This is a genomic window from Paenibacillus helianthi, from assembly GCF_001909055.1.
In the GTDB taxonomy this organism is placed as follows: Bacteria; Bacillota; Bacilli; order Paenibacillales; family Paenibacillaceae; genus Paenibacillus_AQ; species Paenibacillus_AQ helianthi.
This window is the reverse complement of the sequence record NZ_LVWI01000002.1, coordinates 50,368-75,448: the sequence shown is the minus strand read 5'-3', so window position 1 is coordinate 75,448 and position 25,081 is coordinate 50,368. Positions and strand designations below refer to the sequence as shown.

The 25,081-nt window shown below is 51.3% G+C and carries 13 protein-coding genes and 1 pseudogene; 13 read left to right on the top strand and 1 reads right to left on the bottom strand.

Going from position 1 to position 25,081, the window contains the following annotated elements:
• Positions 1 to 174: 174 nt before the first annotated feature.
• Positions 175 to 4,374 (top strand): ribosomal eL19 family protein, encoded by a 4,200-nt coding sequence (locus tag A3844_RS33015; protein WP_074106602.1) that lies wholly within the window; start codon positions 175 to 177, stop codon positions 4,372 to 4,374.
• A complete protein-coding gene (locus A3844_RS33950; protein WP_074085462.1) occupies positions 4,371 to 4,820 on the top strand; it encodes a CPCC family cysteine-rich protein in 450 nt (149 codons plus the stop codon). Before A3844_RS33015 ends, A3844_RS33950 begins: the two co-directional genes overlap by 4 nt.
• Positions 4,821 to 5,263: 443 nt before the next feature.
• Here A3844_RS33950 and A3844_RS03165 read toward each other — a convergent pair whose 3' ends face one another.
• The gene (locus A3844_RS03165) at positions 5,264 to 6,154 is read right to left on the bottom strand and encodes an AraC family transcriptional regulator (RefSeq protein ID WP_074085461.1); all 891 of its coding nucleotides are present in this window, start codon (positions 6,152 to 6,154) and stop codon (positions 5,264 to 5,266) included.
• A gap of 212 nt (positions 6,155 to 6,366) precedes the next feature.
• Between A3844_RS03165 and A3844_RS03160 the strand changes: the two genes are divergently transcribed.
• From A3844_RS03160 to A3844_RS03115, 11 genes and pseudogenes are all read left to right on the top strand, one after another.
• Positions 6,367 to 7,725: an ABC transporter substrate-binding protein gene (locus A3844_RS03160; protein ID WP_074106601.1), complete on the top strand. Its 1,359-nt coding sequence runs from the start codon at positions 6,367 to 6,369 to the stop codon at positions 7,723 to 7,725.
• Between the two features lie 113 nt (positions 7,726 to 7,838).
• Entirely contained in the window at positions 7,839 to 8,765 is a 927-nt protein-coding gene (locus A3844_RS03155; RefSeq protein ID WP_074106600.1) for a carbohydrate ABC transporter permease, read from the top strand.
• A 3-nt stretch (positions 8,766 to 8,768) separates the two neighbouring features.
• Positions 8,769 to 9,626 (top strand): carbohydrate ABC transporter permease, encoded by an 858-nt coding sequence (locus A3844_RS03150; protein WP_074085458.1) that lies wholly within the window; start codon positions 8,769 to 8,771, stop codon positions 9,624 to 9,626.
• Between the two features lie 59 nt (positions 9,627 to 9,685).
• On the top strand, positions 9,686 to 11,647 hold the full coding sequence (locus tag A3844_RS03145) for a glycoside hydrolase family 127 protein (RefSeq protein WP_074106599.1): 1,962 nt from the start codon (positions 9,686 to 9,688) through the stop codon (positions 11,645 to 11,647).
• A gap of 145 nt (positions 11,648 to 11,792) precedes the next feature.
• A pseudogene (locus tag A3844_RS33300) lies at positions 11,793 to 15,602 on the top strand (DUF5695 domain-containing protein); the annotation flags it as partial.
• Between the two features lie 36 nt (positions 15,603 to 15,638).
• Positions 15,639 to 18,218, top strand: coding sequence for an Ig-like domain-containing protein (locus A3844_RS33295; protein ID WP_279629238.1), 2,580 nt, complete (start codon positions 15,639 to 15,641; stop codon positions 18,216 to 18,218).
• 227 nt (positions 18,219 to 18,445) lie between these two features.
• Positions 18,446 to 19,876: an ABC transporter substrate-binding protein gene (locus tag A3844_RS03135; RefSeq protein ID WP_244169668.1), complete on the top strand. Its 1,431-nt coding sequence runs from the start codon at positions 18,446 to 18,448 to the stop codon at positions 19,874 to 19,876.
• Positions 19,824 to 20,825, top strand: a complete 1,002-nt coding sequence (locus A3844_RS03130) for a carbohydrate ABC transporter permease (RefSeq protein ID WP_244169667.1) — start codon at positions 19,824 to 19,826, stop codon at positions 20,823 to 20,825. Before A3844_RS03135 ends, A3844_RS03130 begins: the two co-directional genes overlap by 53 nt.
• Positions 20,822 to 21,655: a carbohydrate ABC transporter permease gene (locus tag A3844_RS03125; RefSeq protein ID WP_074085454.1), complete on the top strand. Its 834-nt coding sequence runs from the start codon at positions 20,822 to 20,824 to the stop codon at positions 21,653 to 21,655. The genes A3844_RS03130 and A3844_RS03125 overlap by 4 nt, the downstream gene beginning before the upstream one ends.
• A gap of 14 nt (positions 21,656 to 21,669) precedes the next feature.
• The gene (locus A3844_RS03120) at positions 21,670 to 23,208 is read left to right on the top strand and encodes a response regulator (protein ID WP_074106596.1); all 1,539 of its coding nucleotides are present in this window, start codon (positions 21,670 to 21,672) and stop codon (positions 23,206 to 23,208) included.
• A gap of 20 nt (positions 23,209 to 23,228) precedes the next feature.
• On the top strand, positions 23,229 to 25,076 hold the full coding sequence (locus tag A3844_RS03115) for a histidine kinase (protein ID WP_074106595.1): 1,848 nt from the start codon (positions 23,229 to 23,231) through the stop codon (positions 25,074 to 25,076).
• The last annotated feature ends 5 nt before the right edge of the window (positions 25,077 to 25,081 follow it).

Below are 25,081 nucleotides of genomic sequence, written 5' to 3'. Positions count from 1 at the left end.
AAGCCGCTGAGAAGCGGCTTCTTTGATAATTTAAGAGCTGAAGTCTAAAACGGTTACATTGTCCAGTGAAGGACGGTGTAGCCGTTTTATTAAGAAAATTTTTTAAAAAAAGCTGTAAATCAACTCCTGAAATTACCATTACTTGTATACGGAATATTCAGGGAGTAACCCTCTATGTCAAGCAAGATTGTTGTACAGAAGCCAGCAGAGCAGCAGACTGAGATAAAAAAGAGTTCTGCACAAGCTCCACTCGCTGACAAAGCGGCATTGAAGCCGCAAATACGAACCCCGCTTGAGCTCAAACGGCTAACCAACCGCCTCTTAACCGCCCCGGAAACGGTAACTTCCGGTGAGTTCGCTATGCTCACGGGTGTCATTGGCCTTCGGAGCGCTCTTATGCTGCTTGACCAAGGCAAGCGGAACAAGGGAAAGGCAGAGGCAACGGACATAACCTCGGATACAACACCGAAAGAATCTCAGAACTTACCTGCCGCTTCACGAGACTCTTCAATACAGCAAGCGTCACCGTCAACACATCAGTCAGAGGTTTCGGCCCAGCCTGTTTCAGCACAAGCTGCAAAGCCTGAAAAGGCTGAAAAGACCAGCCCAAAAACTGAAAAAGACAACAGGAATGCAACAGAATTTAAAAAGGGTGTTGAAGGTAAGCTATCGCCACTCACAAAAGCGGAGGCAAGCGCAGATGCCACGTTAAAAGGTAAATTGGAAGCTCAGGCGGAGGCCAAGTCAGGTGCAAAGCCAGAAGGCAAAGCAGGAGCAAAGGCGGAAGCCAAGTCAGGTGCGAAGCAAGAAACCAAGCCGGATGGAAAGACCGCAGCCAAGCCAGCTCCGGCCCGGCCTAAGTCTGCTGCTTCTGATCCGCTGTCTGCTAACCTGCCGCTGCAAGCCAGAAAGGCACCAGCAAAAGCTCCTGTTGTAAATATTAAAGGAGATAATCCGGGCAGTGTGATCCAGCAGCTTGGCAGCATTGCTCCGTCAGAAATCGTGGAGGCTTACACTCAAGCGGTGAATGTCTCGGGGGGAGCGTTAGAGCAGCAACGTCAGCAGGCCGAGAAGGCGCTGCCTGCAATTCCGACACCAACCGGAATCGCACCCGGCAAGGATACTGAAGCTGCTGATTCCCCGAAGCAGGCAGCGGCCGGTCCGGTGCCCGCTTCCGAACTGCCCGTTTTTCAGAGCGGGAAAAAAGGCGGGGATACCTCGACAGGGATGGTTAGCTTTCCCCAAAGCCCGGAGGAGGCAGATCCTGACCAGATTATGGCGGAAGCAAGCCGATTTGCAGCAACTCCGCCGGAGATTGGTCTGACGGGTGAAGCGGACCCCTTTCAGGTGGAGAGCCATCAGGCAGAGGCCACGCAGCATATGCAGACTGTACAGGACTCCGAGCTGGAGCAGACCCGGCAGGATTTCGGAGAGGACCGGATCCTACCCAAGCCGGACGATGCCATCCTCAAATCCGGGCTTGCAATCCGCTCCGTGGCTCCGCCAGCTTTTCAATTGAAATCCACTGGTGTGATCCCGCCCGATGTTGCCGGCTACCTCAACCCTCAGCTGGATGGCCCGCTTCAGACCTATATGGAGAATAGCCAGGCGGAGTATCAAAAAGGGAAGGAACCGTTTGACAGCGGACTCACAACTGCCAAAAGTGATACAAAGGCCGAAGTGGAACGGCTGAAAACTGAAGCTTCAGAGAAGCAGCGAAGCGAACAGGCTGCAGTCAAAGCAGAGGTCTCTGGGTACCGAAGCCAGTGGCAGGAAGAGATCAAGGCCACCAGCGGGGAGTTTGACCGTGAAGCGGGTACAGCCGCAGCAGAGAAGAACAAGGAGATTAGCGGGATCAAGGATGAGAAGGAAGGCGAGGTCAAGAAAAAGCTGTCCGAAGCCGAAAGCGAATCCCGGCAGGAATATAAGACCACGAAGACCCAGGCAGAGGAGAAGCAAAAGGAAGGTGAAAACGAAGGCGAGCAAACAAAGAAAAAAGCTAAAAACCCCTGGGAATGGATCAAGGAAAAAGGAAGGCAGGCCGGGGAAGCCATTCAAAAAGGCATGAACTTCCTCTTCACCCAGCTGCGGAAGGCAGTCAAAACCATTTTTGATAAAGCCAAGCAAGCCGTTGTGGGGCTGATTGAAGCAGGCCGAAAGCTGATTGTCAGCGCTATTAAAGGTTTCGGGAACGTGCTGAAGGGCTTAGCCAATAAAATATTCGCCCGTTTTCCAGGCATTGCCAAGAAGATCAACGGCTGGATCGACCGTGCGGTGAATAAGGCGGTTCAAGCCGTCAATGCTGCCGCAAGCCTCCTGAAGAAGGGGGTCAGTACCGCCCTGGACTTCATGGGGAACACGGTGGATAAGCTGTTCGCCGGTGTCCAGTCGCTGTATAACGGCATATTGTCGGGAATCGGGAAATTCCTGAACGGGGACTTTAAAGTGAATTTCGGCAAGTTCCTGGAGATTGCACAAATTTCTGCTGAAATTGCTGCCGCTTTTGCGACAGGCGGAGGCAGTATTTTGGTTCAAATCGGCATCTGGCTGACATCGACACTCCCTAAGCTTCTGCGCCAGGCGAACTCGGTCATGACTGTGGTCAACACCTTGCGGAATTTCAAAGTGCAGAATGTGAAGCAGTTCCTGAATCCGTCGGGAATGGGCGGTTTTCTGGTCAAGGGGCTGTTCGGTGAACTTCAGCCGCTGCAGACGGGCCAGGAGGACGATAAGGAGAAGGACAAGGACGCTGGCAAGGCTCCGAAAAGCGGAGGCCAGGAAAAAGGGCTGATGAAGGTGCTGCAGCTCCTTGAGGGAGTGTTCGGGATTCTGCAAAAGACTGTAGGCAAGGTTGCCGGGGCCATCAACAAGGCTCTTCCGGTTATCAACATATCGGACAAGTCGTGGTTTAATCCTTTCAGTATGGCATATGCCGGTGCTGTTCAGGCGCTGGAGGTCGTGAAGAATCCCGCTGAGGCCCTTAATGAGGGGGCCGACAAGCTTAAGGAAGCAGCCGGAGGCTTTTTTAGGGGGATTCGGGAGAAGGTAACCGAAGCCGCTGGCGGGATTAAAGCAAAGGTGCAGCTGCTCGGGAAACCGGCCCAGCTCATGACGGTCCTGGCCAACAAAGGCGTGGATATGGTACTGAATTTTATCATCACCAATCCGCCGTCAGCACTGATTAAAGCCGTGTTTAAGGGGATTGAAGCTGTGGCAGGCCGATCGCTGGTTGACCTGATTCGCCAGCATATTCCCTTCGCGGACAAACTGATCAACAAGATCGCAGCGTCCGGCCCGGTCCAGGGCCTGATGCAGCCGCTTCAGGGACCTGTGGAAAAGGTAGGCGGGATGATCGACGAAGCCACCGGCGGAGCGACGTCTCTTGTCGATGAAGCTGAATCGCAGGCGAGTAGTGTCTTCGGCAACGGCACGAAGCTGCTGGCTAATCTGTCCGGGACCTCAGGCGGAGGCAGCAAAGACAGCCCAGGCCAAAAAGAAGAGCAAAAAGCCGGCGGAAGAGCAGGTGCTGCCAAAAAAGAAGCCAGCGGCGGTTTCCTCGGCACGGTTAAGGGAGGCGTTCACTCCCGCCTTTTAGCCTTCGGCAAGCAGCTGTTGAAGTCCGGAGTCAACCTCGCGGTGGCCGGAGCTGGCAAGCTCAAGAATGCCATCTCCGGCCTGCTGGTCAATTTCAAAATCGGCAAAGAAAGCCACAAGCTCTGGGTCGAAAAGAGTGGCAGCGGACATGTGGTGATGATGGCTAGTGATCCACAAACCTTAGCAGTAATCATAAAGGGATTTGAGACTCGGATAGAGAAATTAAAGGAGTATGGAGCTGGAAACGATGGATCTGAGATAGAAGATCCTGGAATAGACATTGGCGCACTTATAATTCAGCTTAAAGGACTTCATACAAAGATAGGGGCAACACCGCTAGACAAATTAGCGAGTTCAGATCTCAATACTGTAGTGCCTGTGATCAAAGCAATAGAACAGTATCTGGAGAAAAAGGAGGGTGCTGCTGAGGGGACGGGTGAACCTAATCAACAAGCTGAATCCTTATGGCGACCAACAGAGAAGATAGCTGATTTATGGAGTAAGGGGAAATTAAAAGTGCACTATGAAAAACATGGTGATGAATTTGGGGCAAAATCCTCAAAAGAATACTCAAACATGGCTTATGAATTTGGAACTAGTAAATCTGATAGTATTATACAAGTGAATGATGGAGCATTTATATATAGATATGAGCCGTCTACTAAATCTATATTCGTTGGGACTGGCATAGGAGGTAAAATCAAGTCATTTTATAAATGGGATGGTCGTTCTGATGATGCTGTAATCTTAATGTTAAAAGGAAAGGGATTAATTGAATGAGAAATATATCCAGGGAAAATTTCTTTAAATTAATATGCTCAGTACGTGATATTGTTGAAAAAGAGATAGACTTGCCAAAGTATTTTGAAGAAGGTTCTTCAAAAATTAATATGGAACTAAGTGAGGTGGATTTTCAAGGTGTTAGTAATGGATTTTTATCAGAAATAGTTTATGCTATTACAGGATATGATGTTGAAGTTATTGGTGAAGTGGAAGAATTGTTTACTTGCCCTTGTTGTGGTTTTAAAACTTTAACAGAACTTTATGATAAGATTGAAGGAACAGGTTATGATATTTGCCCATATTGCAAGTGGCAAGATGATGGAACTATGGACATAAATTCTTATAGGTCTATCAATAAAGGAAGTATAGCAGATCATCTTAATAAACTCCGCATAAATTCTAATAAGTACTATATAAACAAATGGCTAGATGGGAAAGATTAATGATTAATGTTTATCCAGCAGATGTTCCAAAGTAACCTTTTGCATGGGGATATACAGCTATTAGTTAAACTTTTTTTGGTGGGGCTACCCAGTATCGAATAAATCCGTCATATCTTGAATTAAAAGAAACAGCTTGAGAGTTACATATCTATCTTTTGCTGTATGGTATGTAGATCAATAAGGTGACGCCACTACTCCATGTCATTAAGTTAAGGCGTAGGGCCAAAAATCAAGAAAAAGAGCAGGTTATCAAAAAGATAGCCCGCTCTTTTTGCACGAAAAAATAGAACTTGACAAGCAGGTGGAAATGTGTGGCTAAGCTCCTTGAAAAAACGAGGAGGTTACGCCAGTGGAAATTCTTTTGAAAGTAATCATACGAATATTCCTCCTAAAGCAAAGCAATTCATCGCCTGGTTTCCCTTTTTTATTCCCTATTTGCTTGCCTAGCGTTTCTGAATGAATTTGCTGCGGAAGCCGGAGGGAGATAGCCCCTCCTTCTTGGAGAAGCACGAGGAGAAATGGGAAACGTGGTGGAAGCCCACCTCCTCGGCGATCCGGGTAACGGACCAGGAGGTCTGCAGTAGAAGGCGCTTGGACTGTTCCACACGGTAATTCTGCAGATAAGCCATTGGGGTCATGCCATAGGTTTTGAGCATGCTTTTGGCCAAATAATTCGGATGATAATTGAGTTCCTTCTGCAGCATGGGATTGTTGATGTCCCGGGTATAGTTATGGCGGATGAACAATTCCACCTTTTCGGCAAGCTGAATGGCGGTAGCATCGGAAGGGGAGGCCAGGTCACGGTCCAGGTGCTGGAGGAAGGATTGGAAGGAAGCCTGGCGTTTCCAGTTGCGCAGGGATTGCGGCTCATGCTCCTGCTCAAAAAACAGGTCCAGCACCTCCATCGCCTTCCTGGAGATTTTCATATGCTTGGGAATATAAATCGAGCAGACATCGGCATGATTGAGGTAGGCTTTTTGCTTATGGCTCTCGATCAGTGTGACCTGAGATTCCAGACATTCATCCATACTCATACATTCCTTCCAGCTGCCAAAGGTCTGAAAATGAATCCAGATGATCTTCGTATCCTCGGTGCAGGGTGCAGAGCCGTAATGATGGCCGTCCGGACGGAGAATGAGGATTTCACCTTCATGCAGCTTCCACTCCTTGCCGTCCTCACCGACGGGGAGGATTCCCTTCAGCACAACGATAAGATCAAATACGCCGATACAGTTGCGGTTGATGTGAACATCCCCTGCGGCATAGGTGGCATGTCCGCAATCGACGAAGTAGGGAATAGGCGGAGAGATAAAATGGAGAATAGGCGAGTTCATTTTATTTTTCCTCCAAGCAGGTTGAAATGATTAAAAATAAGGTTGGAATCCTGCGTTTTTTTTCATGATACAACATGTATTATTATTAATAAAGCGCTTTCTAAAAAGTTGAATAGCTAAAAGTTGAAGTTGTTTTTTCTGACGGATGAAATGCAAAATACTGGCTTATTCCCGTAAAGGGCTAAGTATATATCGTTCAAGGAGGAAGCTGAATGAAAAAAGCATTTCTGTGCACGACGGTATTATTGTTGATTCTGGTCATGGGGCTCAGCGGCTGCGGTGGTAACGGGAATAAAGAGACATCCCCTACGAACCAGCCAGCAGCAAGCAACAAAGGCAGTAAGGCAACTGAAGGCAGTGAAACAGCAAAACCTCCTGCTCAAGCGGAAAAAGTAGTATTCTGGACCTTTGTTGACGCGCATCAGAAGTTCTATGAGAGCATGGCGGCAAGCTGGAACGAAAGCCATCCGGATAAGGCCATTGCGCTGGAAGCGACCACCATACCTTATGACGATATGCACACCAAGCTGCTGGTAGCCCTGCAATCGGGTGTAGGCGCACCGGATCTGGTCGATATCGAGCAGAGCAAGTTTCCGAACTTTATGAAGGGAACGCCGCAGCTCGTGTCCTTGAACGACATTGTGGAGCCTGAGCTTGGCAACATTGTGAAGTCGAGAGTGGAAATCTACAGCAAAGACAAAACGTACTATGGTATTGATTACCATGTGGGTGCGACCGTCATGTATTACAACAAAGAAATGCTTGACCAGGCAGGAATCAATCCTGATACGATCAAGACCTGGGCTGATTTCGAGACGGCAGGCAAACAGATGCTGGATAAGACAGGTAAGCCGATGATCACATTTGAAGGCAACGGCAACTGGTCCTGGTGGCCGGCGATCAGCCAGCAGGGCTCTGATCAGGTGGATGAGAACGGCAATGTTACTGTGGATACACCGGTCAATGTGAAAACGATGGAATTCTTCCAGAAGATGGTGAAGGAAGGTGTCGCTGCTGTCGCTCCTGGCGCCGGCCATGATACAGAGGAATATTTCGGCTATATGGATTCGGGCGGCGCCGCTTCGGTCTTCATGCCATTCTGGTTCATGAACCGCTTCACCGACCATATTCCGGATCTCAAGGGAAAAGTCATCATCCGTCCGATGCCGGCTTGGGTAGAAGGCGGCAACCGCTCCGCAGGGATGGGCGGGACCGCAACCTCGATTACCAATCAGGCGAAAAATCCTGATCTGATCAAGGAATTCCTGGCTTACGCCAAGATGTCCAAGGAAGGCAACCTGCAGGTATGGAAGCAGCTGGGCTTCGACCCGATCCGTACGGATGTCTGGAGTGATCCGGCTATGAAGGAATCGAACAAATTCACCGATTATTTCGGTACGGATATCTTTGATACGCTGCTCAGCGTCAAGGATGAAATTGCTCCGGTCCATATCCGTGAGAAATCGCCTGAGGTATTCGATGCCATCCGCAACAAAGCGATGCCGCAAATCTTCATTGACATGAAGGACCCGGCCAAGGTCCTGAAGGAAGTGCAGGACAGCCTGAAATAAGATTTCCCCACATATGAAAGCGCACACAAGCTGTGAAGGGGAATGGAACATTCTCCTTCATATCCATACATTTTCCGGAAATATTCACAGCACAAAAGAGTGGAGGTTTGGTTATGCAGATAGAAAGAGAGTTGACCAAAAACCCAAGAAGAAGGAGTTATCAGCTGGGAAATTCGCAAAAAATGGCACCCTATGTGTTCGTATTCCCGTTTCTGTTGTCATTCGCCGTCTTCTTTGCGTACCCGCTGATTAATGCGGGAATTATGAGCTTTCAGGAAGTGCTCCCGGGAGAGGTGTCGTTTACCGGACTTGATAACTACAGAGGACTCTGGAATGAGGATTTCGGAGCGGCACTCTACAACAGCAGCCGATACACAATCTGGACACTCCTGCTGCTGATACCGGTGCCCATGATTCTGGCTGTTCTGCTTAATTCGAAAAAGATGCCATGGAGCAATTTTTTCAGATCTACCTTGTTTATTCCGGCGCTTACGTCTGTAGTCGTCGCAGGTGTGGTGTTCCGTCTCATTTTTGGTGAGCTTGACGGCGCATTGATGAATACGATTCTGCATCTATTCGGGATATCCAGCCAGCGCTGGCTCTACAGCTCCAGTCTGGGAATGTTCGCCCTGCTTGTACTGGCCGGCTGGAGGTGGATCGGCATCAATATTCTATATTTCCTGTCTGCACTTCAGAGCATTCCCGCCGAGCTGTACGAAGCGGCTGACATCGACGGGGCTGGCGCTTTCCGGAAATTAATCAGAATTACGATCCCCCTGCTGAAGCCGATCACGATTTATGTCGTGACGATCACTATATATGGCGGTTATGCCATGTTCACCGAGAGCTATATGCTATGGGCTGGCAAGCCTTCGCCGCAAAACATTGGACTGACCATTGTCGGATATATCTATCAGCAGGGATTCCAGTATTTCAATCTTGGTTTTGGTTCGGCCATCGGGATCACCTTGCTGGGGATCACCTTATTGGTCAGCCTGGTTCAATTAACGCTCACCGGCATGTTTAAGAAGGAGGACTAGAGCATGCGGACTATTGAGAAATCCAAATTCAGCTTCTCCTCTCTGCTGCTTGTGCTTTTATTTGTGATTCTGGCGGCCCTGATGTTATTTCCGTTATATGCCTTGTTCCTTGCTTCCCTGAAGCCTGCTACAGAATTGTTCCGCTACGGCCTGAATGTCCGGCTGGATTTCAATTTGATGAGTCTGGACAATTACAAAAGCATCTTTTCGGGGCAGGGGGCGGCCGGCAATTATTTTGGCTGGTATAAGAACAGTCTGCTTATTACCACGCTGTTCACCCTGCTGAGCCTGCTGTTCTCTTCAATGGTAGGCTACGGGCTGGGAATGTACCGTTTTCGCGGCCGGAATTTTATTTTTACTCTGGTGCTCGTGGTGATGATGATTCCTGTGGAGATTATTCTGCTGCCGCTCTATAAGCTAATGATTTCGCTGAAGCTGATCAACACCATCTGGGGGGTTATTCTGCCCTTTGTGGTCTCCCCGCTGCCCATCTTCTTCTTCCGCCAATTTGCGCTTGGCCTGCCCAAGGACTTCATGGATGCGGGCCGGATGGACGGGTGCTCGGAGTACGGAATCTTCTTCCGAATCATGGTGCCGCTGATGGCCCCGGCGTTTGGGGCGATTACCATCCTGCAGGCCATGAACAGCTGGAATAACTTCCTGTGGCCGCTGATCGTGCTGCGGACGACCGAGCAATTCACCTTGCCGATCGGGCTGGCCTCCTTTGTCTCTCCCTTGGGCAATAACTATGAAGCGCTGATCGCGGGAGCCGTCCTGGCCATTTTGCCTATTCTGGTTCTGTTCTTATTTTTCCAGCGCTTCTTCATGGAAGGGTTAACGGTTGGCGGAGTCAAGGGGTAAGGTTGTAAGGCTGCCACGGGCAGGTGATCTGTAACAGAGATGAGAGGAGAGTTCCATTAATGAATGATAATACCACACCGGCTTCAGGCAAGGTTCAGATTCATGATCCGTTCTGGTCGGAATATATCCGTCTGGTCCGCGAGGTTATGGTTCCTTATCAGTGGGAGGCGCTGAACGACCGTGTTGAAGGGGCTGAGCCCAGCCATGCGATCCGTAATTTCAAGATTGCGGCGGGCCGGGAGGCAGGTGAGTTCTACGGAATGGTCTTTCAGGACAGTGATGTAGGCAAATGGCTGGAGGCTGTGGCGTACTTACTGGAGACTAAGCGGGATTCTGCGCTTGAGGAGATTGCGGACGGCGTCATTGAGCTGCTTGCTGAAGCCCAGAGGGATGACGGCTATGTGAATACCTACTTTATGCTAAAAGAACCGGGCAAGGAGTGGACTAATCTGGCGGAATGCCACGAGCTCTATTGCGCTGGACATTTAATTGAAGCGGCAACAGCCTATTTCAGGGCCACCGGCAAAAGAAAGCTGCTCGACGCGGTGAGCCGGTATGCGGATTACATTGCAGCCGTATTCGGAGCCGAGCCCGGCAAGCTGCAAGGCTACGACGGCCATCAGGAGATTGAACTGGCGCTGGTGAAATTGTTCCAGGTCACAGGTGAAGAGAAGTATCTGGAGTTAAGCCGCTATTTCCTGGACCAGCGGGGACAGCAGCCCCATTACTTTGAACAGGAATGGAAAAAGCGCGGCCGGACCCTGCATTTCCCCCAGCTGTCCATGGTTCATGATCATCTGTACAGCCAATCGCATCTGCCTGTCAGAGAGCAGACCACAGCGGAGGGGCATGCGGTACGTCTGGTCTATATGTGTACGGCGATGGCCGACATTGCCCTTGAGACCAAGGATGCCGGGCTGCTGGAAGCCTGCCGGAAGCTGTGGGACAACATTGTGAACAAACGGATGTACATTACGGGCGGCATCGGGTCCATGGAGCAGGGGGAATCTTTTACCGCGGATTATGATTTGCCGCCGGACCTGGCCTATGCCGAAACCTGTGCTTCCGTGGGGCTGATCTTTTTTGCCCGGCGCATGCTGGAGCTGGAGCACACCAGCAAATATGCAGATGTCATGGAGCGGGCGCTCTACAATACCGTAATCAGCGGAATGTCCCTGGATGGCACCAAGTTTTTCTATGTGAATCCGCTTGAGGTGTATCCGGAAGTACTGGGTAAGAACAAGAACTACAATCATGTAAAAGCTGTGCGCCAAGGCTGGTTTACCTGCGCCTGCTGTCCGCCGAATGTGGCCCGTCTGATCGCCTCGCTCGGAGACTACATCTATTCAACGTCAACGGAAGGCGATATCTTATACGTCGAACTCTACATCGGGGGCCGCACCGCAAGGATAATGAATGGCATATCCGCTGTTATTGAACAAATCTCCAGCTATACTTCGGATGGCAAAGTCCGCTTGAGCGTTACTCCTGAACAAGCCAGTGAATTTACGATTGCGCTGCGTATGCCGGATTGGTGCCATGAAGTCCAGGTTTCGCTTAACGGCCAATCCCGGACGCATCATGCAGGAAATGCGGACGGATATATTCACCTGACCCGCAAGTGGGTATCCGGTGATACCCTTGAGCTGCAGTTTGCGATGCCGGTCACGCCGATGAAAGGTCATCCGCATATCCGCCAGACCTTTTCCAAAGTAGCCCTGCAGCGCGGTCCTTTCGTCTATTGCCTGGAGGAGGCCGATAACGGCACAAGACTGTATCAGCTGCGGCTGCCGCAGGGCAATGAATATTCACTTGCAGAGGAAGCTGGTTTCCCTGAGGGCATCCGGACGATTTCAGTTTCCGGTAGACGGATGCTGCCGGAAGCAGGCTGGGGGGAGGAGCTGTACAGCAGTGGACCCCCCTTGAAGAGCAGGGAGGTGCAGCTGAAGTTCATTCCGTATTTTGCCTGGGCCAATCGCGGGGAAGGGGAAATGTCCGTCTGGATTGGGGAAGAACAGTAGTGCTGAATACAGTTGAATACGTATAACAACGATAATAACATACATCGAAGGGGATGATTCAAGCATGATATTCAAGACTTCTGATGCAACACAGCAGCCAAGATTAACACCGAATAGGATACTTACAGGAGCGGTCTTCTGGACGCTGGCGGTGCTATCCATTATTCTTCTTCCGTCGAAAGCCGGCGCGTATGAACTGACAAGCGACAAGCTGCTCATTGAAACCGGGCAATCCGGTGAAATTTCATCGCTGAAAATCAAAGGCGACGCCTTCCCGACCGAGTATGTGATGAACAAGACAGTAACACCCGAGCAGGATACAGCAGATCATCAGTGGCTCGGCGAGCTGCTCTTCACCTATCGCCTGGATGGAGGCGAATGGACCAAGGCATCTACCAATCAATCCGGGGATGTCCGGACCATAGACAAGGATGGCAGTAAGGTGACAGTCACCTACGAAAACTCCGCAAACGCCGGCGGAATACACGATTTCAAGCTGGTTGAAACCTATACTATGGAAGCAGATGGCTCACTCCAGTGGGATATTCATGTCGCTAACACCAGCGGCAAAAGCCTGGAGTTCGGAGATATTGGGCTTCCGCTTCCCTTCAATGAACAGTGGACGTACGGGGACGCCATTTACGAGACTCGTGTGGTCACCCACTCCTTTGTTGGGGGCAGCGGTTCTTATATTACAGCAGGCAGACCCAGCGGGATTGGCTCCTATCTGATGCTGTTGCCGGATGCCGCTACCGGTGCGGGTTTTGAGTATCAGGACCGCTGGCGCAATGAAGAGCATCCGGGCAGTAAGTGGGCCTGGAACCCCGAGAATGAAGGCAAATGGATCGAGGGCTTGAATGTCTTTTATATTCATTCCAATGTGATCAAATCCACCAACCGGGGTTATCTGCCACATACCAGCCTGACGCTGGCTGCCGGGGAGAGCAAAACCTACGGCTTTCAGCTGCTTGCTGTAGCGAACGAGCAGGAAGCCAAGGACATGCTGGTTCAGGAAGGGCTGATAGATGTAACCGTTGTCCCGGGCATGATTGTGCCGTTGAACCAGAAGGCCAAGTTCGATCTGCGCACCAAAGCTGACATTCACAGCGTGAAGCTGGATGACGGGACCGATGTTCCCCTGCTTGAGCAGAAGAGCGGAGATCATCACATTTATGAATTCAGTCTGGGCAAGCTGGGGCCGCAGCATGTTACGGTCCAATATGGAAGCGGTCTCACAACCGTGCTGCAATTTTATGGTATCGATGCGGTTGACCGGGCGCTGGAGGACCATGCGAACTTTATGGTTGAACAAACCCAGTGGAATCTCCCCGGGGATATACGCGACAAAGTGTTTGACGACTGGATGATGAACACGAAGTCCAAACGGAATAACTTCAGCGGCTACTGGGGCTGGGGCGATGACTGGGGATTGACGCATGGACAGTTTTTAGCCGAAAAAAATGCCCTGAGTCCTGTAGCTTCGGAAATCACGGCAGTGGATGACTATCTGGAAACGGCCATCTGGAACCAACTGATGAATGGCCATCATGAGGATTATCTGATTCATGACTTCCTGATGAAGGAGCCGAATACAACACCTACTTATCGTGGTTACGCCTATCCTCATATCTATAATACGTATTTCAGCATGTACAAAATTGCCGCCAATTACCCTGAGCTGGTTGCCTATAAGCATCCCAAGGAGACCTATTTGCTGCGGGCTTATAATATTTTGAAGGCTCTGTATGAAGGCCCCGTTTCTTACAACTGGGAGACTGGACTTATGGGAGAGCTGACCACACCGGATATCATTCAAGCGCTTGACAGTGAAGGCTATGTGGACGAAGCCAGTGATATCCGGGCCAAGATGCTCCGCAAATATAATAATTTCAAAAACAATAAGTACCCTTACGGTTCGGAATACAGCTATGACAACACCGGGGAGGAAGCGGTATACACCCTGGCAAAGATGCAAAAAGACAATGACCTGGAACAGGCCAAAGCGCTGGAGATGATGGGTAAAATCAATGCCAAGACGCGGGCCTCACGTGGACAGATGCCTGTCTGGTACTACTACGCTGATCCGGTAACCATTACAGGAGAAAGCTGGTGGAACTTCCAGTACAGCGTGTCGCTGGCCGGATATGCGATGGACGACTGGATCCGCTATCATTCCACAGCCAACCGGGAAGAGGAGCAGCGGTTGTCATATGCGGCCAAGCTGGCTAACCTCAGTGCCATCAACTCCGGGCAGATCAGTGATGATCCGGAGAATTACGGAGCTGCAGCCTGGACCTACCAGGCCGAGAAGGGCAATAACGGCACCAATGGAACCGGCGGCGGCCGGAATGTTCCGCTGCTGAACGGATGGAAAGGTATGACCGGGGAAGCGGATCTGGGGCTGTTCGGTACGCTGCAGATTCTCAGTGCGGACATTGCCGTCGATCCGATCTTCGGGGTAACAGGCTACGGGGCGGATGTTACAGTGACGGATTCCGTCTATTACGATATCACGCCTACAGACGGTCTCTTCAAACGGATCAACCTGATTACCGAAAAGCTCTATACCGAGCTGGATAAAGATCAGTTTACCGAAGCGAGACTGTCTGCCAATAAGGACTATGCCAAGTTCAGCCTGCGTAATTTGACACCTGGCTATGCACATGAAACGACGCTTACCCTGAACGGTCTGGTAAAAGGCGCCTATCTTATCACCATCGATGGTGAGCCTGCGGGCAAGCTGAATGCGTTCGGGGATGAAGCGAAGCTGACGATTGAAGCCGGACCGGCAGTTGCATATACGGTAGAACTGAGTGCCACAGAGCCGGATGACAATCAGGTCCCCTCGGTTGATGCGGGAGCAGATTTCACCTACACGCTGCAAGTGGACGATGCCATGCTTCGCGGTACAGCCAAAGACGATGGTCTGCCGAAGGGAACGCTGACCCCGGTATGGTCCCTGGTGTCCGGACCGGAAGACGGTCAGGTTGTGTTTGGCAAAAGTGCGGCGCTATTCACTTCGTTCACGGCAACGAAGCCGGGAACTTATGTGTTCAAGCTGACTGTAAGCGATTCGGAGCTTGAGGGCAGTGATACGGTTACGGTGACAGCCTTGGCACCGCCGCCGCTGCCGGAGCTGCTTGTGCATTATGACTTCGATGAAACATCCGGTACAGTGGCAGCCGATGATTCCGGAAGCGGTAAGGACGGCAGTGTGCTGGGAGCCGCCTCCTGGCTTCCGGGCAAAATCAATCATGCGCTTGAGCTGAGCGGCCAGGATGCCTATGTGAAAATGCCCGAAGGCCTGCTGAGCCGTGCGGATGCGGTTACCGTGTCAGCCTGGGTGAAGATGGACAGCGTTGGAACCTATTCGCGGATCTTCGATTTTGGCACCGGAACAAGCACCTATATGTTCCTGTCACCCAAAGCCGGCTCCATTACCCGGTTCGGTATTTCGACCGGCGGGAATGCCCCGGGTCAAGAGCAGACCATTGACGGTCCGGCTCTCCCTGCCGGCGAGTGGAAGCATGTAGCCGTGACATTGTCCGGCTCTCTGGGGGTCTTATATATCGACGGTGTGGAGGCGGGCAGAAATGACCATCTGACGCTCAAACCGTCAGATCTCGGTAAAACCAAAAACAACTACATTGGCAAATCGCAATTTGCCGACCCGTATATGGATGGGTTGGTCGACGACTTCCGGATCTACAGCAGAGCGCTGAGTCCGGATGAAATCACTGCGCTGCTTGCCCCTGCAGGCCACATTATCTCGGTAGAGGATGTAGTGCTTACAACACCGGCCAAGCAGGCGCCGAAGCTTCCGTCAACGGTTACCGCCAGCCTGGAGGATGGAAGCCAGTTTGTAGTTTCCGTACAGTGGGAGACGGTAACTCCTGCACTGTATGACAAGGAGGGTTCTACATTTACCGTAAACGGAACCGTTATCGGAACACAGACGGCGGTTCAGGCTAGGGTTACCGTAACTAAGAGGGTGATCCCCCCTTTTCCTGAGCTTGTGCTGCGCTATAACTTCGATGAAGGTCAGGGTACTGCCATTGCTGATGCTTCGGGGAACGGACATGAAGGAACGGTTCTTGGCAGTCTCGATTGGGAAGCTCAGGGGCATAAGAATGGAGCGTTGACCTTCAGTGGAGCGGGCGGCAATTATATCTCTGCCGGCACTGATCCTGCCCTCCAGCCAGGCAGTATGACGCTGTCCTATTGGGTCAAACGCACCGGTGCCATGAATGACAAGGAGAATGTGCTGCTGTGGTTCAAGCCTGAGGGCAACTACGCGGGCAACGGATTTTTTATTACCTATAACGGAAACTCCAGTATTGTATACGTAGATGGAGCAAACGGCTTCTATGTGAAACAGTCGCCTGAGGCGTTTTTGCCGCTGAATGAATGGACCCATGTGGTCTTCACGTTCGATGCGGTGACTAAGACCGGAGTCATCTACAGAAACGGCGTGGCCCAGCAGGTGGACACCGATGGTTCGCCGGGCTCCATTACAGCTACTAACGATGTGAAGCGAATCGGTGTCTCCGGTTATGGCAACGGGGCACAGCTGAATGCCGGGCTTGATGATTTCCGCATTTACAGCGGGGCAATGGACGCTTCACAGGTAAAAGCATTGTATGAAGACAAGGACATTCAAAGCGTGGAACCGGTCAGCGTAACGACGGCGGCAACCGTTGCACCTGTCTTGCCGGACACGGTTCAAGTGAAATATGAGAACGGAAGTGAAGGGACTGCTGAGGTCAGCTGGAACAGTGTGCCGGAAGAGGACTACGCACGGCCTGGAGAGTTTGTGGTTTCAGGACAAGTGGAAGGCACTACTTGGCCTGCAGCAGCCACGGTAACCGTAACTGAAGCTGTGAAACGAACGATTGTGGAGCTGAAAGAGGTACACATTACCACAACAGTAGGGGTCGCTCCGGTGCTGCCAACGGTAGTACAGGCAACGTACTCCGATCATACGATTGGTGAAACCTCCGTCATCTGGCAGGGCATTGACCCTGTATCGTATGCGGTGCCGGGAGGCTTCACCGTGACTGGAACCGCTGGCGGAACAGATCAGCACGCGGTGGCCAAGGTTACCGTGCTTGATTCAGAGGCCCCTGTCATTGTGAGCCTTCAGGATGTGGAGGTCGTGACAACAGCTGGGAATGCACCGCTGCTGCCGTCGGTAGTTACGGCAGTATACAGCGATTCAACTTCCCGGACGGTCCCCGTAGTCTGGCAGACTATCGCCCCGCATCAGTATGCCGGTGCCGGAAGCTTCACAGTGAGCGGTGCAGTGGAAGGTACGGATTTGGCAGCCAGAGCGAAGGTTACCGTGACAGGTCCGACGGTCACACCAACACCGACACCGACGCCGATACCAACACCAACACCAACACCAACACCAACACCAACACCAACGCCGGTACCGGCATCGTCAGCAGCTCCGGCTGCCGGATTGAAGGTGGTTGGTGAAGAAGCATTCGCTTCTGGGCCGGTGGCTGCTGCTATGGAGATCACGCTGGGTCCAGGACAGACCCAGGCTTCACTGCCTGTTCATGCCGGAGCACTGCTGGGCAACAGAGCCTTGGTGATCCGGGATGGCGAAGCCTCTATTCAGATTCCGGCTGCTGTTCTGACAGAGCTTGGAACGAAGCTGGCAGAGGCTAAACGCAGCGGAGCAGCAATTCTGATTACGCTTGCGCCTGTTCCCAATGGAGCAGTCCCGTCCGGGAATGGAAGCGGCATCTACCGTCAAGAAGGGACGGCCTATGAATTCGGGCTGGTGCTGCGTACAGCGGACGGATCGGAAATCACACCGTCTACCTTTTCCCAAGGGGTCCGGGCCATGCTTCCCTATGCAGCTTCGGCTGTAAATGAGGAATGGCTTGGGGTGTACCTGAAGAACGGAGACACCTCACAATGGAGCTATGTGGGAGGGACAGCAGACAAGGCCAGCAAGAAGCTGGTCCTGATGCTGGATCATTTCAGCACCTACGCCGTGTTGTCTTATGACGCCACATTCATAGATGTTGCCCCTGACCACTGGGTGTATACAGCACTGAAATCGCTCAGTGCCAAACATGTGGTTACGGGGCTCACGGACAGCCGCTTTGCTCCAGCCCAAACGACAACAAGGGCTGAGTTTACTGCGATGCTGGTCAGAGCACTTCAACTGAAGGACACGGGTGAAGGGCTTCCGTTCCGGGATGTGCCAGCCGGAAGCTGGTACACCAAATCCGTGGCAGCAGCTTATGCTGCCGGGCTGATTGAAGGGGTAACAGCAACCGCCTTTGCACCGGATGCCGAGATAACCCGTGAGCAAATGGCAGTGCTTCTCATTAAGGCTTACGAATACAAGGCAGGTAAAGCGGCTTCCCGCGGCGGATTACAAAATCTGACGGACAGTGCCTTAATCTCGGTCTGGGCGAAATCACAAGTGGCTCAGGCAGTGGCTCACGGCATTATGCAAGGGATAGGAGACGGGCGGTTTGACCCGCAAGGACTCGTGTCCCGGGCGCAGAGCACCCAGGCCATGTATAATTTTTTACGTGCTATGAACTAAATAAGAGAGTAAAGAAGGTGCACTTGGGTCCGGTCCAGGCACCTTCTTTTTTCTACCCAACATCCGAAAATAATCCACCATTATTAAAAATTTGGAATTTCATAATGTAAGCGCATTCCCTATGATGAGAACAGGAACCCAATCAACACATTTAAGCATTCGATTTCGAAGCGGGTTTAACGAAGTGATTCAAGGAAGCGTATGCTACAAAATTTTTAGGGAGGGTTATGATGGAGCTCAATGGAAGAGGGCGGGGAAAAGTATTATATGGGCTACTGACCGTAATTTTGCTGATGGTCACCCTGCTGGCGGGATGTTCAAACGCTGGCGGCAAGAATGAAAGCGATAAGGGAAATGCAGCGAAGGATCAAGGAAACGCAGAGCAGTCAGGGAAACCCGTAACGCTGAAATTCACCTTCTGGGGCAGTCCGCAGGAGAAGGCGGCTATTGAGAAGGCAACCCAGGCCTTCACAGACAAATATCCGAACATCAAAGTAGATGCCATTCATATCCCGGAAGCGGATTATGATGCCAAGATTACGGCTATGGTAGCCGGGAATGAAGCACCGGATCTGGGCTATATGCATGGCGAGCTGGCAGACCCCTGGCAAAAGGACGGCAAGTTCGTCAATATGTTTGAACTGCTGGATGCGGATAAGGACCTGAAGCGCAGCGACTTTTTGGATTATATCTGGTTCAAGTCGTCCGAGGATTTCGCATACGGAATCAGTACAGCCGGAGAAACCTTCGGGCTGTTCTACAACAAGGATCTATTTGATGAAGCCAAGGTGAATTATCCTCCTGCCAAGCCGGAAATGGCCTGGAGCTGGGATGAATTCGTAAAAGTCGCCCAGCAATTAACCCTCGACAAAAACGGTAAAAATGCCGCCGATCCCGGGTTTGATCCGGATAATATCAAGCAGTTCGGCGTCTCTTTTGAAACTTGGCATGGACCTGTTCATGCGGCAGTGATTAACAATGAAGGTGAATGGGTGACCAAAGACGGGAAATTCGGGTTCAGCCAGCCGGAAGCGGCGGAAGCGATCCAGCGTCTGGCGGATTTAATTAACGTGTATCATGTGGCACCCTCTCCGGTGCAAATGAAGTCGATTCCTTCCCAGGCGGTTGCCCTGCAATCGAAGCTTGCAGCGATGTCGATGCATGGCCAATGGATCAATCTGGACCTCGGTGCCGCCAAAGTCAATTATGATATCGGTGTGCTTCCGAAGATGAAACGCAGCGTTCCCATGGGAATCAGCGGAGCTTCTGTCATCTATACATCCAGCAAGCATCGGGAAGAAGCCTGGCTGCTGACGAAATTTCTGGAGAATCCGGAAGGCGCCATAGACCTCTATAAAGGCGGATTGTGGATGCCTACGATGACCAAATGGTATACCGATCCCGGGCTGGTAGCCAAGTGGGCGGAGAACAATCCGGCTCATCCATCCGGCTTCAAGGATGCGATGATGAATAATCTGCTGAACAACGGGGTGCCGAACGGGTCGTATTATATTAAAAATTTCTCCAAAGTGAATGCGATTACCTTCTCCGGCATGGATGAGGTATGGCTCGGCAAGAAAACCGCCCTGGAGGCGATGAAGGAGCTTGAGGCAAAGATTCAGCCGGAAATCAGAGGGCGTTATGATGTCTCCCCTTGAGGATGCAGTGAATGGGGTACAGACCCTGAAGCCGGTCCGGCATTCAAGCAGAAAACACCAGGCTGCCAAGGAGCTGCGTTACGGACTTTTGTTTGCTTCGCCGGTACTGGCGGGATACCTGCTGTTCGTGCTTGTTCCAATTGCTGCAAGCATATATCTGAGTTTTACCAACTATAGTGTAGGGATGGTACCGGAGTGGATCGGCATTGCCAATTACAAGACCCTTTTTACGGGTGCCGACCCCTTCTTTTATCCAGCGGTCAAAGCTACCTTCTATTATGTATTTGTCAGTGTGCCTCTAGGCATTATCATTTCCTTTTTTGCTGCGGTACTGCTGAATCAGAAAATTGCAGGCAGAGCCTTTTTTCGCGGAATATTCTATTTGCCGGTCATCATTCCGTTAGCTGCTTCTTCCATGGTCTGGATGTGGCTGCTGCAGCCGGATTTTGGCATTGTGAACGCCCTGCTGAAGCAGCTTCATCTGCCTACTTCGCAATGGCTGGGGGATACAGGGTCGGTAGTTCCGACCTTGATCCTCTTCAGCTTTTGGACGCTGGGCAATACCATCGTTATTTTTCTGGCCGGACTGCAGGGCATCCCCTCCCAGTTGTATGAAGCGATAGAGATCGACGGGGGGAACAGGCTCCATAAGCTGTTTTATATTACCATCCCCATGACCTCGTCCATCATCTTTTTTAACACGGTTATTGCCTTTATTAACGGGTTTCAGGCGTTTGTCCAGCCTTCGGTAATGACGCAGGGCGGACCGAACAACAAGAGCCTTTTTTATGTACTGTACCTGTTCAACGAAGGGTTCAAATCCTCCCGGATGGGTAGCGCCAGTGCGATTTCTGTGCTGCTGTTTCTGGTGATCGCCCTGTTCACCGCTTTGATTTTCTTCTTCTCCAAATCGTTGGTGTATTACGAAGGGAAGGGGGAGCAGCGGTGAAACAGCAATCGTGGATAAATAAAGCAATGATATACCTGCTGCTTGGTATTGGAAGTTTGTTTTGCCTGTTTCCAATCTTTTGGATGGTCCGGACGTCACTGATTGATATGGGGGAGCTGTATCAGATTCCGCCGGGGTTTATTCCGAAGGTTTTCAAGTGGGATAATTTCCGTACGGCTCTGGATGCGTATCCGTTTGGCCGTTTCTTTCTGAACAGCGTCATTATTACTTCATTGGCGATCCTGGGGGTTCTGCTCTCCGCCTCGTTGTGTGCCTACAGCTTTTCGCGTATCGACTGGAAAGGGCGGGACCAGGTATTCGGGGTGATATTAACCGGACTTATGATTCCGTTCTTTGTAGTCATGATTCCGCAGTACGTATTTTGGAACGCACTTCACTTAACGGACACTTTTGTTCCGCTGGTGGCACCTGCCTGGTTCGGCGGAGGGGTGTTTAATATTTTTCTGCTGCGGCAGTTCTTTCTGGGCATCCCGCGCGAGCTGGACGAGGCGGCCAAGGTGGATGGTGCGGGACATGTACGGATATATGCAGTGATTATCGTCCCGCTGGCCAAACAGGCGATGATTGTGATCGGCTTGCTGACTTTTTTGGCGAACTGGAATGATTACCTGGGACCGCTGGCGTTCATTACCTCCGAGAAAAATTATACGTTAATGCAGGGACTGACCTTATTTCAGGGCTCCTACTCTGCACAGTGGAATCTGATGATGGCTGCGACTACAGTCATTGTGATCCCTTCGCTGGTGATCTTTCTGATTGCGCAGCGCCACTTTATTGAAGGGATTGCCATGACCGGAATCAAGGGCTGATAAGGGGGAACGGCATGTACGATATTCTGCTGGTAGATGATGAACCTGCTCACCTCACCGGACTCTCCGGCATGCTGCGCCGCTTGCGTCCGGAATACGGGATCGTTACAGCCAGGAATGGCCGGGAGGCCCTTGAGATCTGCAGCGCCCGCTGCTTCCAGATTATTATCACCGACATTAGGATGCCGCTCATGGACGGACTGCATTTCCTGGAACAGCTTACGCCTCAGCCTGCTCCGCGGCGGGTCATTTATTTAAGCGGATACAGCCGTTTCGAATATGCGCAAAAAGCGATGAGTCTTGGATCTTCCGAATATATGCTGAAGCCGCTTGACCCTCAGAAGTTCATTGCTGTTCTTGAGAAGACGGAAAAGAGCCTGGAGGAAGAGTACGCCACCCGGCAGGAATATGAACGGCTTGCCATCCGGCTGGATGTGGCAGAACCCGCCTATCGTCAACACCTCCTGAACCATTGGCTGGAAGGGAAACTAAGGACCCCGGCAGACCGAGAAGAAGTGTTGACTATGCTTGGATTCAGCGGCTCCGGCACCTTGCTGGTGGTCTATATCAACGGGGAAAGGGCTGCGGAAGAGGTGATGGAATGCTTGCGGCCCTTTGGTTTCCATACGGGTTTTACTTCCCGGCAGGACTCCGGTCTGCTGGTGGTGGCAAGTAGCGTACAACCTGACTCCGGCATGCTCCAGATGCTTGTAAGGCTCGGGCTGCCTGTGGGGATCAGCGCTCCTTCAGAGCATTTATACGATGATGTTACCCGTGCGTATACCGAAGCCCGCTATGCGGCTGCATGCTGCTTTTATGCACAGCCCGGGGAGCCGCAAGTATACTTGGCGGCAGATGGGGGGCTGGACGCCGGCCGGATGCTTACCTCCGATCCCCGGATTCCAGGCAGGCTAAAGGAGTTAATCGAAGGCTGGGATGGGCTTTCAGGTTTCGGGCCTGCAGCAGAGGAAGCGGTCTGCCGGATGCTAGGAGAAGGGGCTCCGCCTTTGCCGGAAGAACTGGTGCGGGAAGTCAAGCACCTTCTGTCCAGGGTGATTTATGACCTCGAAAGTATAAGAGAGGATGTGCAGGAAGTTCTGCTGCAGCGCACCTCCTGCTTGGGCAACGGCATTCGATGCTGTCCGGAATTGATTGCGTCCGCAGCCAGGCTTTTGGAGGACATTGCTCATAGTGTGGCGGAAGCGAAGCGGGAACGGAAGGAGGGGGTGATGTCACGGTGTCTTGATTATATTGACCAGCACTATAGGGAGGACCTTTCCCAGGAAGCGGTCGCCGCCATGTTTCACTTTAGCTCCAGCTATTTCTGCCAGTTTTTCAAGAGCCGGCTCCAGCTGACCTTCAATCAATATGTAACCCGCCTCCGGTTGAATGAGGCCAAAGAAATGCTTGGGAGTTCTAATGAGAAGGTGTACCGGATCGCTGAGCAGCTAGGGTATCATGATGTCAAATATTTCAACCGAGTCTTCAAAAAGGAAACGGGTCTCACACCGGAAGAATACCGCGCCTTGACGCGCAGATTGACTGAAGTCTAGACGGTTTTTATGGAGGAAATATGGCTGGATACCGGTACATCTATCGTGACAAACGGAATCTGTGGAAAAATATGAAGCTGAGAACCAAGCTGATCCTCTGTTTTGTGCTGCTGATTTCGATCCCTTCGGTGACGAACGCTGTCATCAACTATAAGACGAGCTCGGATATCATAGTCAGCAATGCCGAAGACAGTATCCTCGAGATCGTGAAAAAGAAAACAGAGATCAGCGATTTGATGCTGAATCATATCGAATCCAGAACCATTGACCTCATTTCAGACCCGGACTTATTCACCCTCTTTGACCGGCAGCAGCCCCGGACCGATGAAGAGCTGCTAAGAATGGACCGCAAAGCAACTGAAATTCTGAACAAGTATTTCCGTAACGAGCAGGACTTCTATTCTGTGCAGCTGGTTACCAGTTATTACAGCTTCGGGGGAGGCGCTACGGGCTATACCACCAATTCACCGTTTGTCTCCGTTCCGCCGTCCGGGTTCGTACACTCCTATATATACCAAAAGATAGCGGAGGTGAAGGGGAGCCTGCTGTGGTTCCCCACCTACGATTGGACAAGAATCTACGGACAGCCTCAATTAGGTGGAATGGACGCCAAATTCCGCATGGTTTTCTCTGCAGGGCGGCTGCTTAACATTTCACCCGTCATCGACGGCATGAGCCGCAGCTGGCCTCAGCGTGTGGAACGGCCGGTGCTGCTGATTAATTTTAATGAAGAGTATTACCGGCAGTATATGGCTCAGACGCCTGCTGTGCAGGGGTCCTATTTCTATGTGGTCTCCAGAGAGGGACAGATCGTCACCTACCCGGACAATTCACTTCTGGGGATGACGGATGCGAACGGATGGTATAAGGATCAGTTCACATCCGTATCAGGGACTGCCCTGGTCAAGCAGGGAAAAGAGGATGTGTTGATTGGTTATGCCGCTTCCGGGATCACCGGATGGGTAACCGTATATGTTGTCCCGTACCGCCAATTGGTCCGCAACCTGCCGACCGTCAGCTATACGGATTTAGGCATTACTCTGGTCCTGCTTCTATTGTCTGTGGGCATTGCCTATGTAATTTCCAGCCATTTGACGAAACCGATCAAAAAAATGATGGCCGCGATTCAATTAACCGGGGCCGGTGATTTTTCCACCAAGATTCCAGACCAGCCGCAATTGGAATTTCGCATTCTCGTGAAGAGATACAATCAGATGAACGAAAGGATTCTTGAGCTGATCGAGGAAAATTACAAAAGCACCAGACGCGAGAAAGAAGCAGAGATGCTGGCGCTCAACCTCCAGCTCAATCCCCACTTCCTATACAACACGCTCAATATCATCAACTGGATGGCCCTGGAGCGGGAGGAGAGCGAGATCAGCCAAATGATTGTCAGCCTATCCACTATGCTCCAGTATACCGTGAACAACGGCCAGGAGGAGGTTCTGCTGGAGGACGATCTGAACTGGCTGAGGAGCTACACACATATTATGGGCAAACGTTATGCCGGAGTGTTTGAGGTGGAATACGATATGGAGAATCTGCCTCCCGGGAAGGTGGTTCCCAAGCTGTTCCTCCAGCCTATTGTCGAGAATGCTATTATCCATAGTATGGAGGCGGTTGTGAGCGGGGGACGGATTATGATTACAGGACGGAGATCCGGAGAACGGCTGTATTTTACCGTTTCAGATAATGGGGTAGGGATGTCCAAAGACCATATCGAGGACATGCTGATTCATGACGCCGGAGGTATTGGACTGCGAAATGTCAAAAAACGGCTGAATTTGATGTACGGAGGTCTGGCGGAACTTCAGATTCAATCGGAGCCCGGGGTGGGAACGGTTGTGACCGTAGTCATTCCTTATTGAACTGT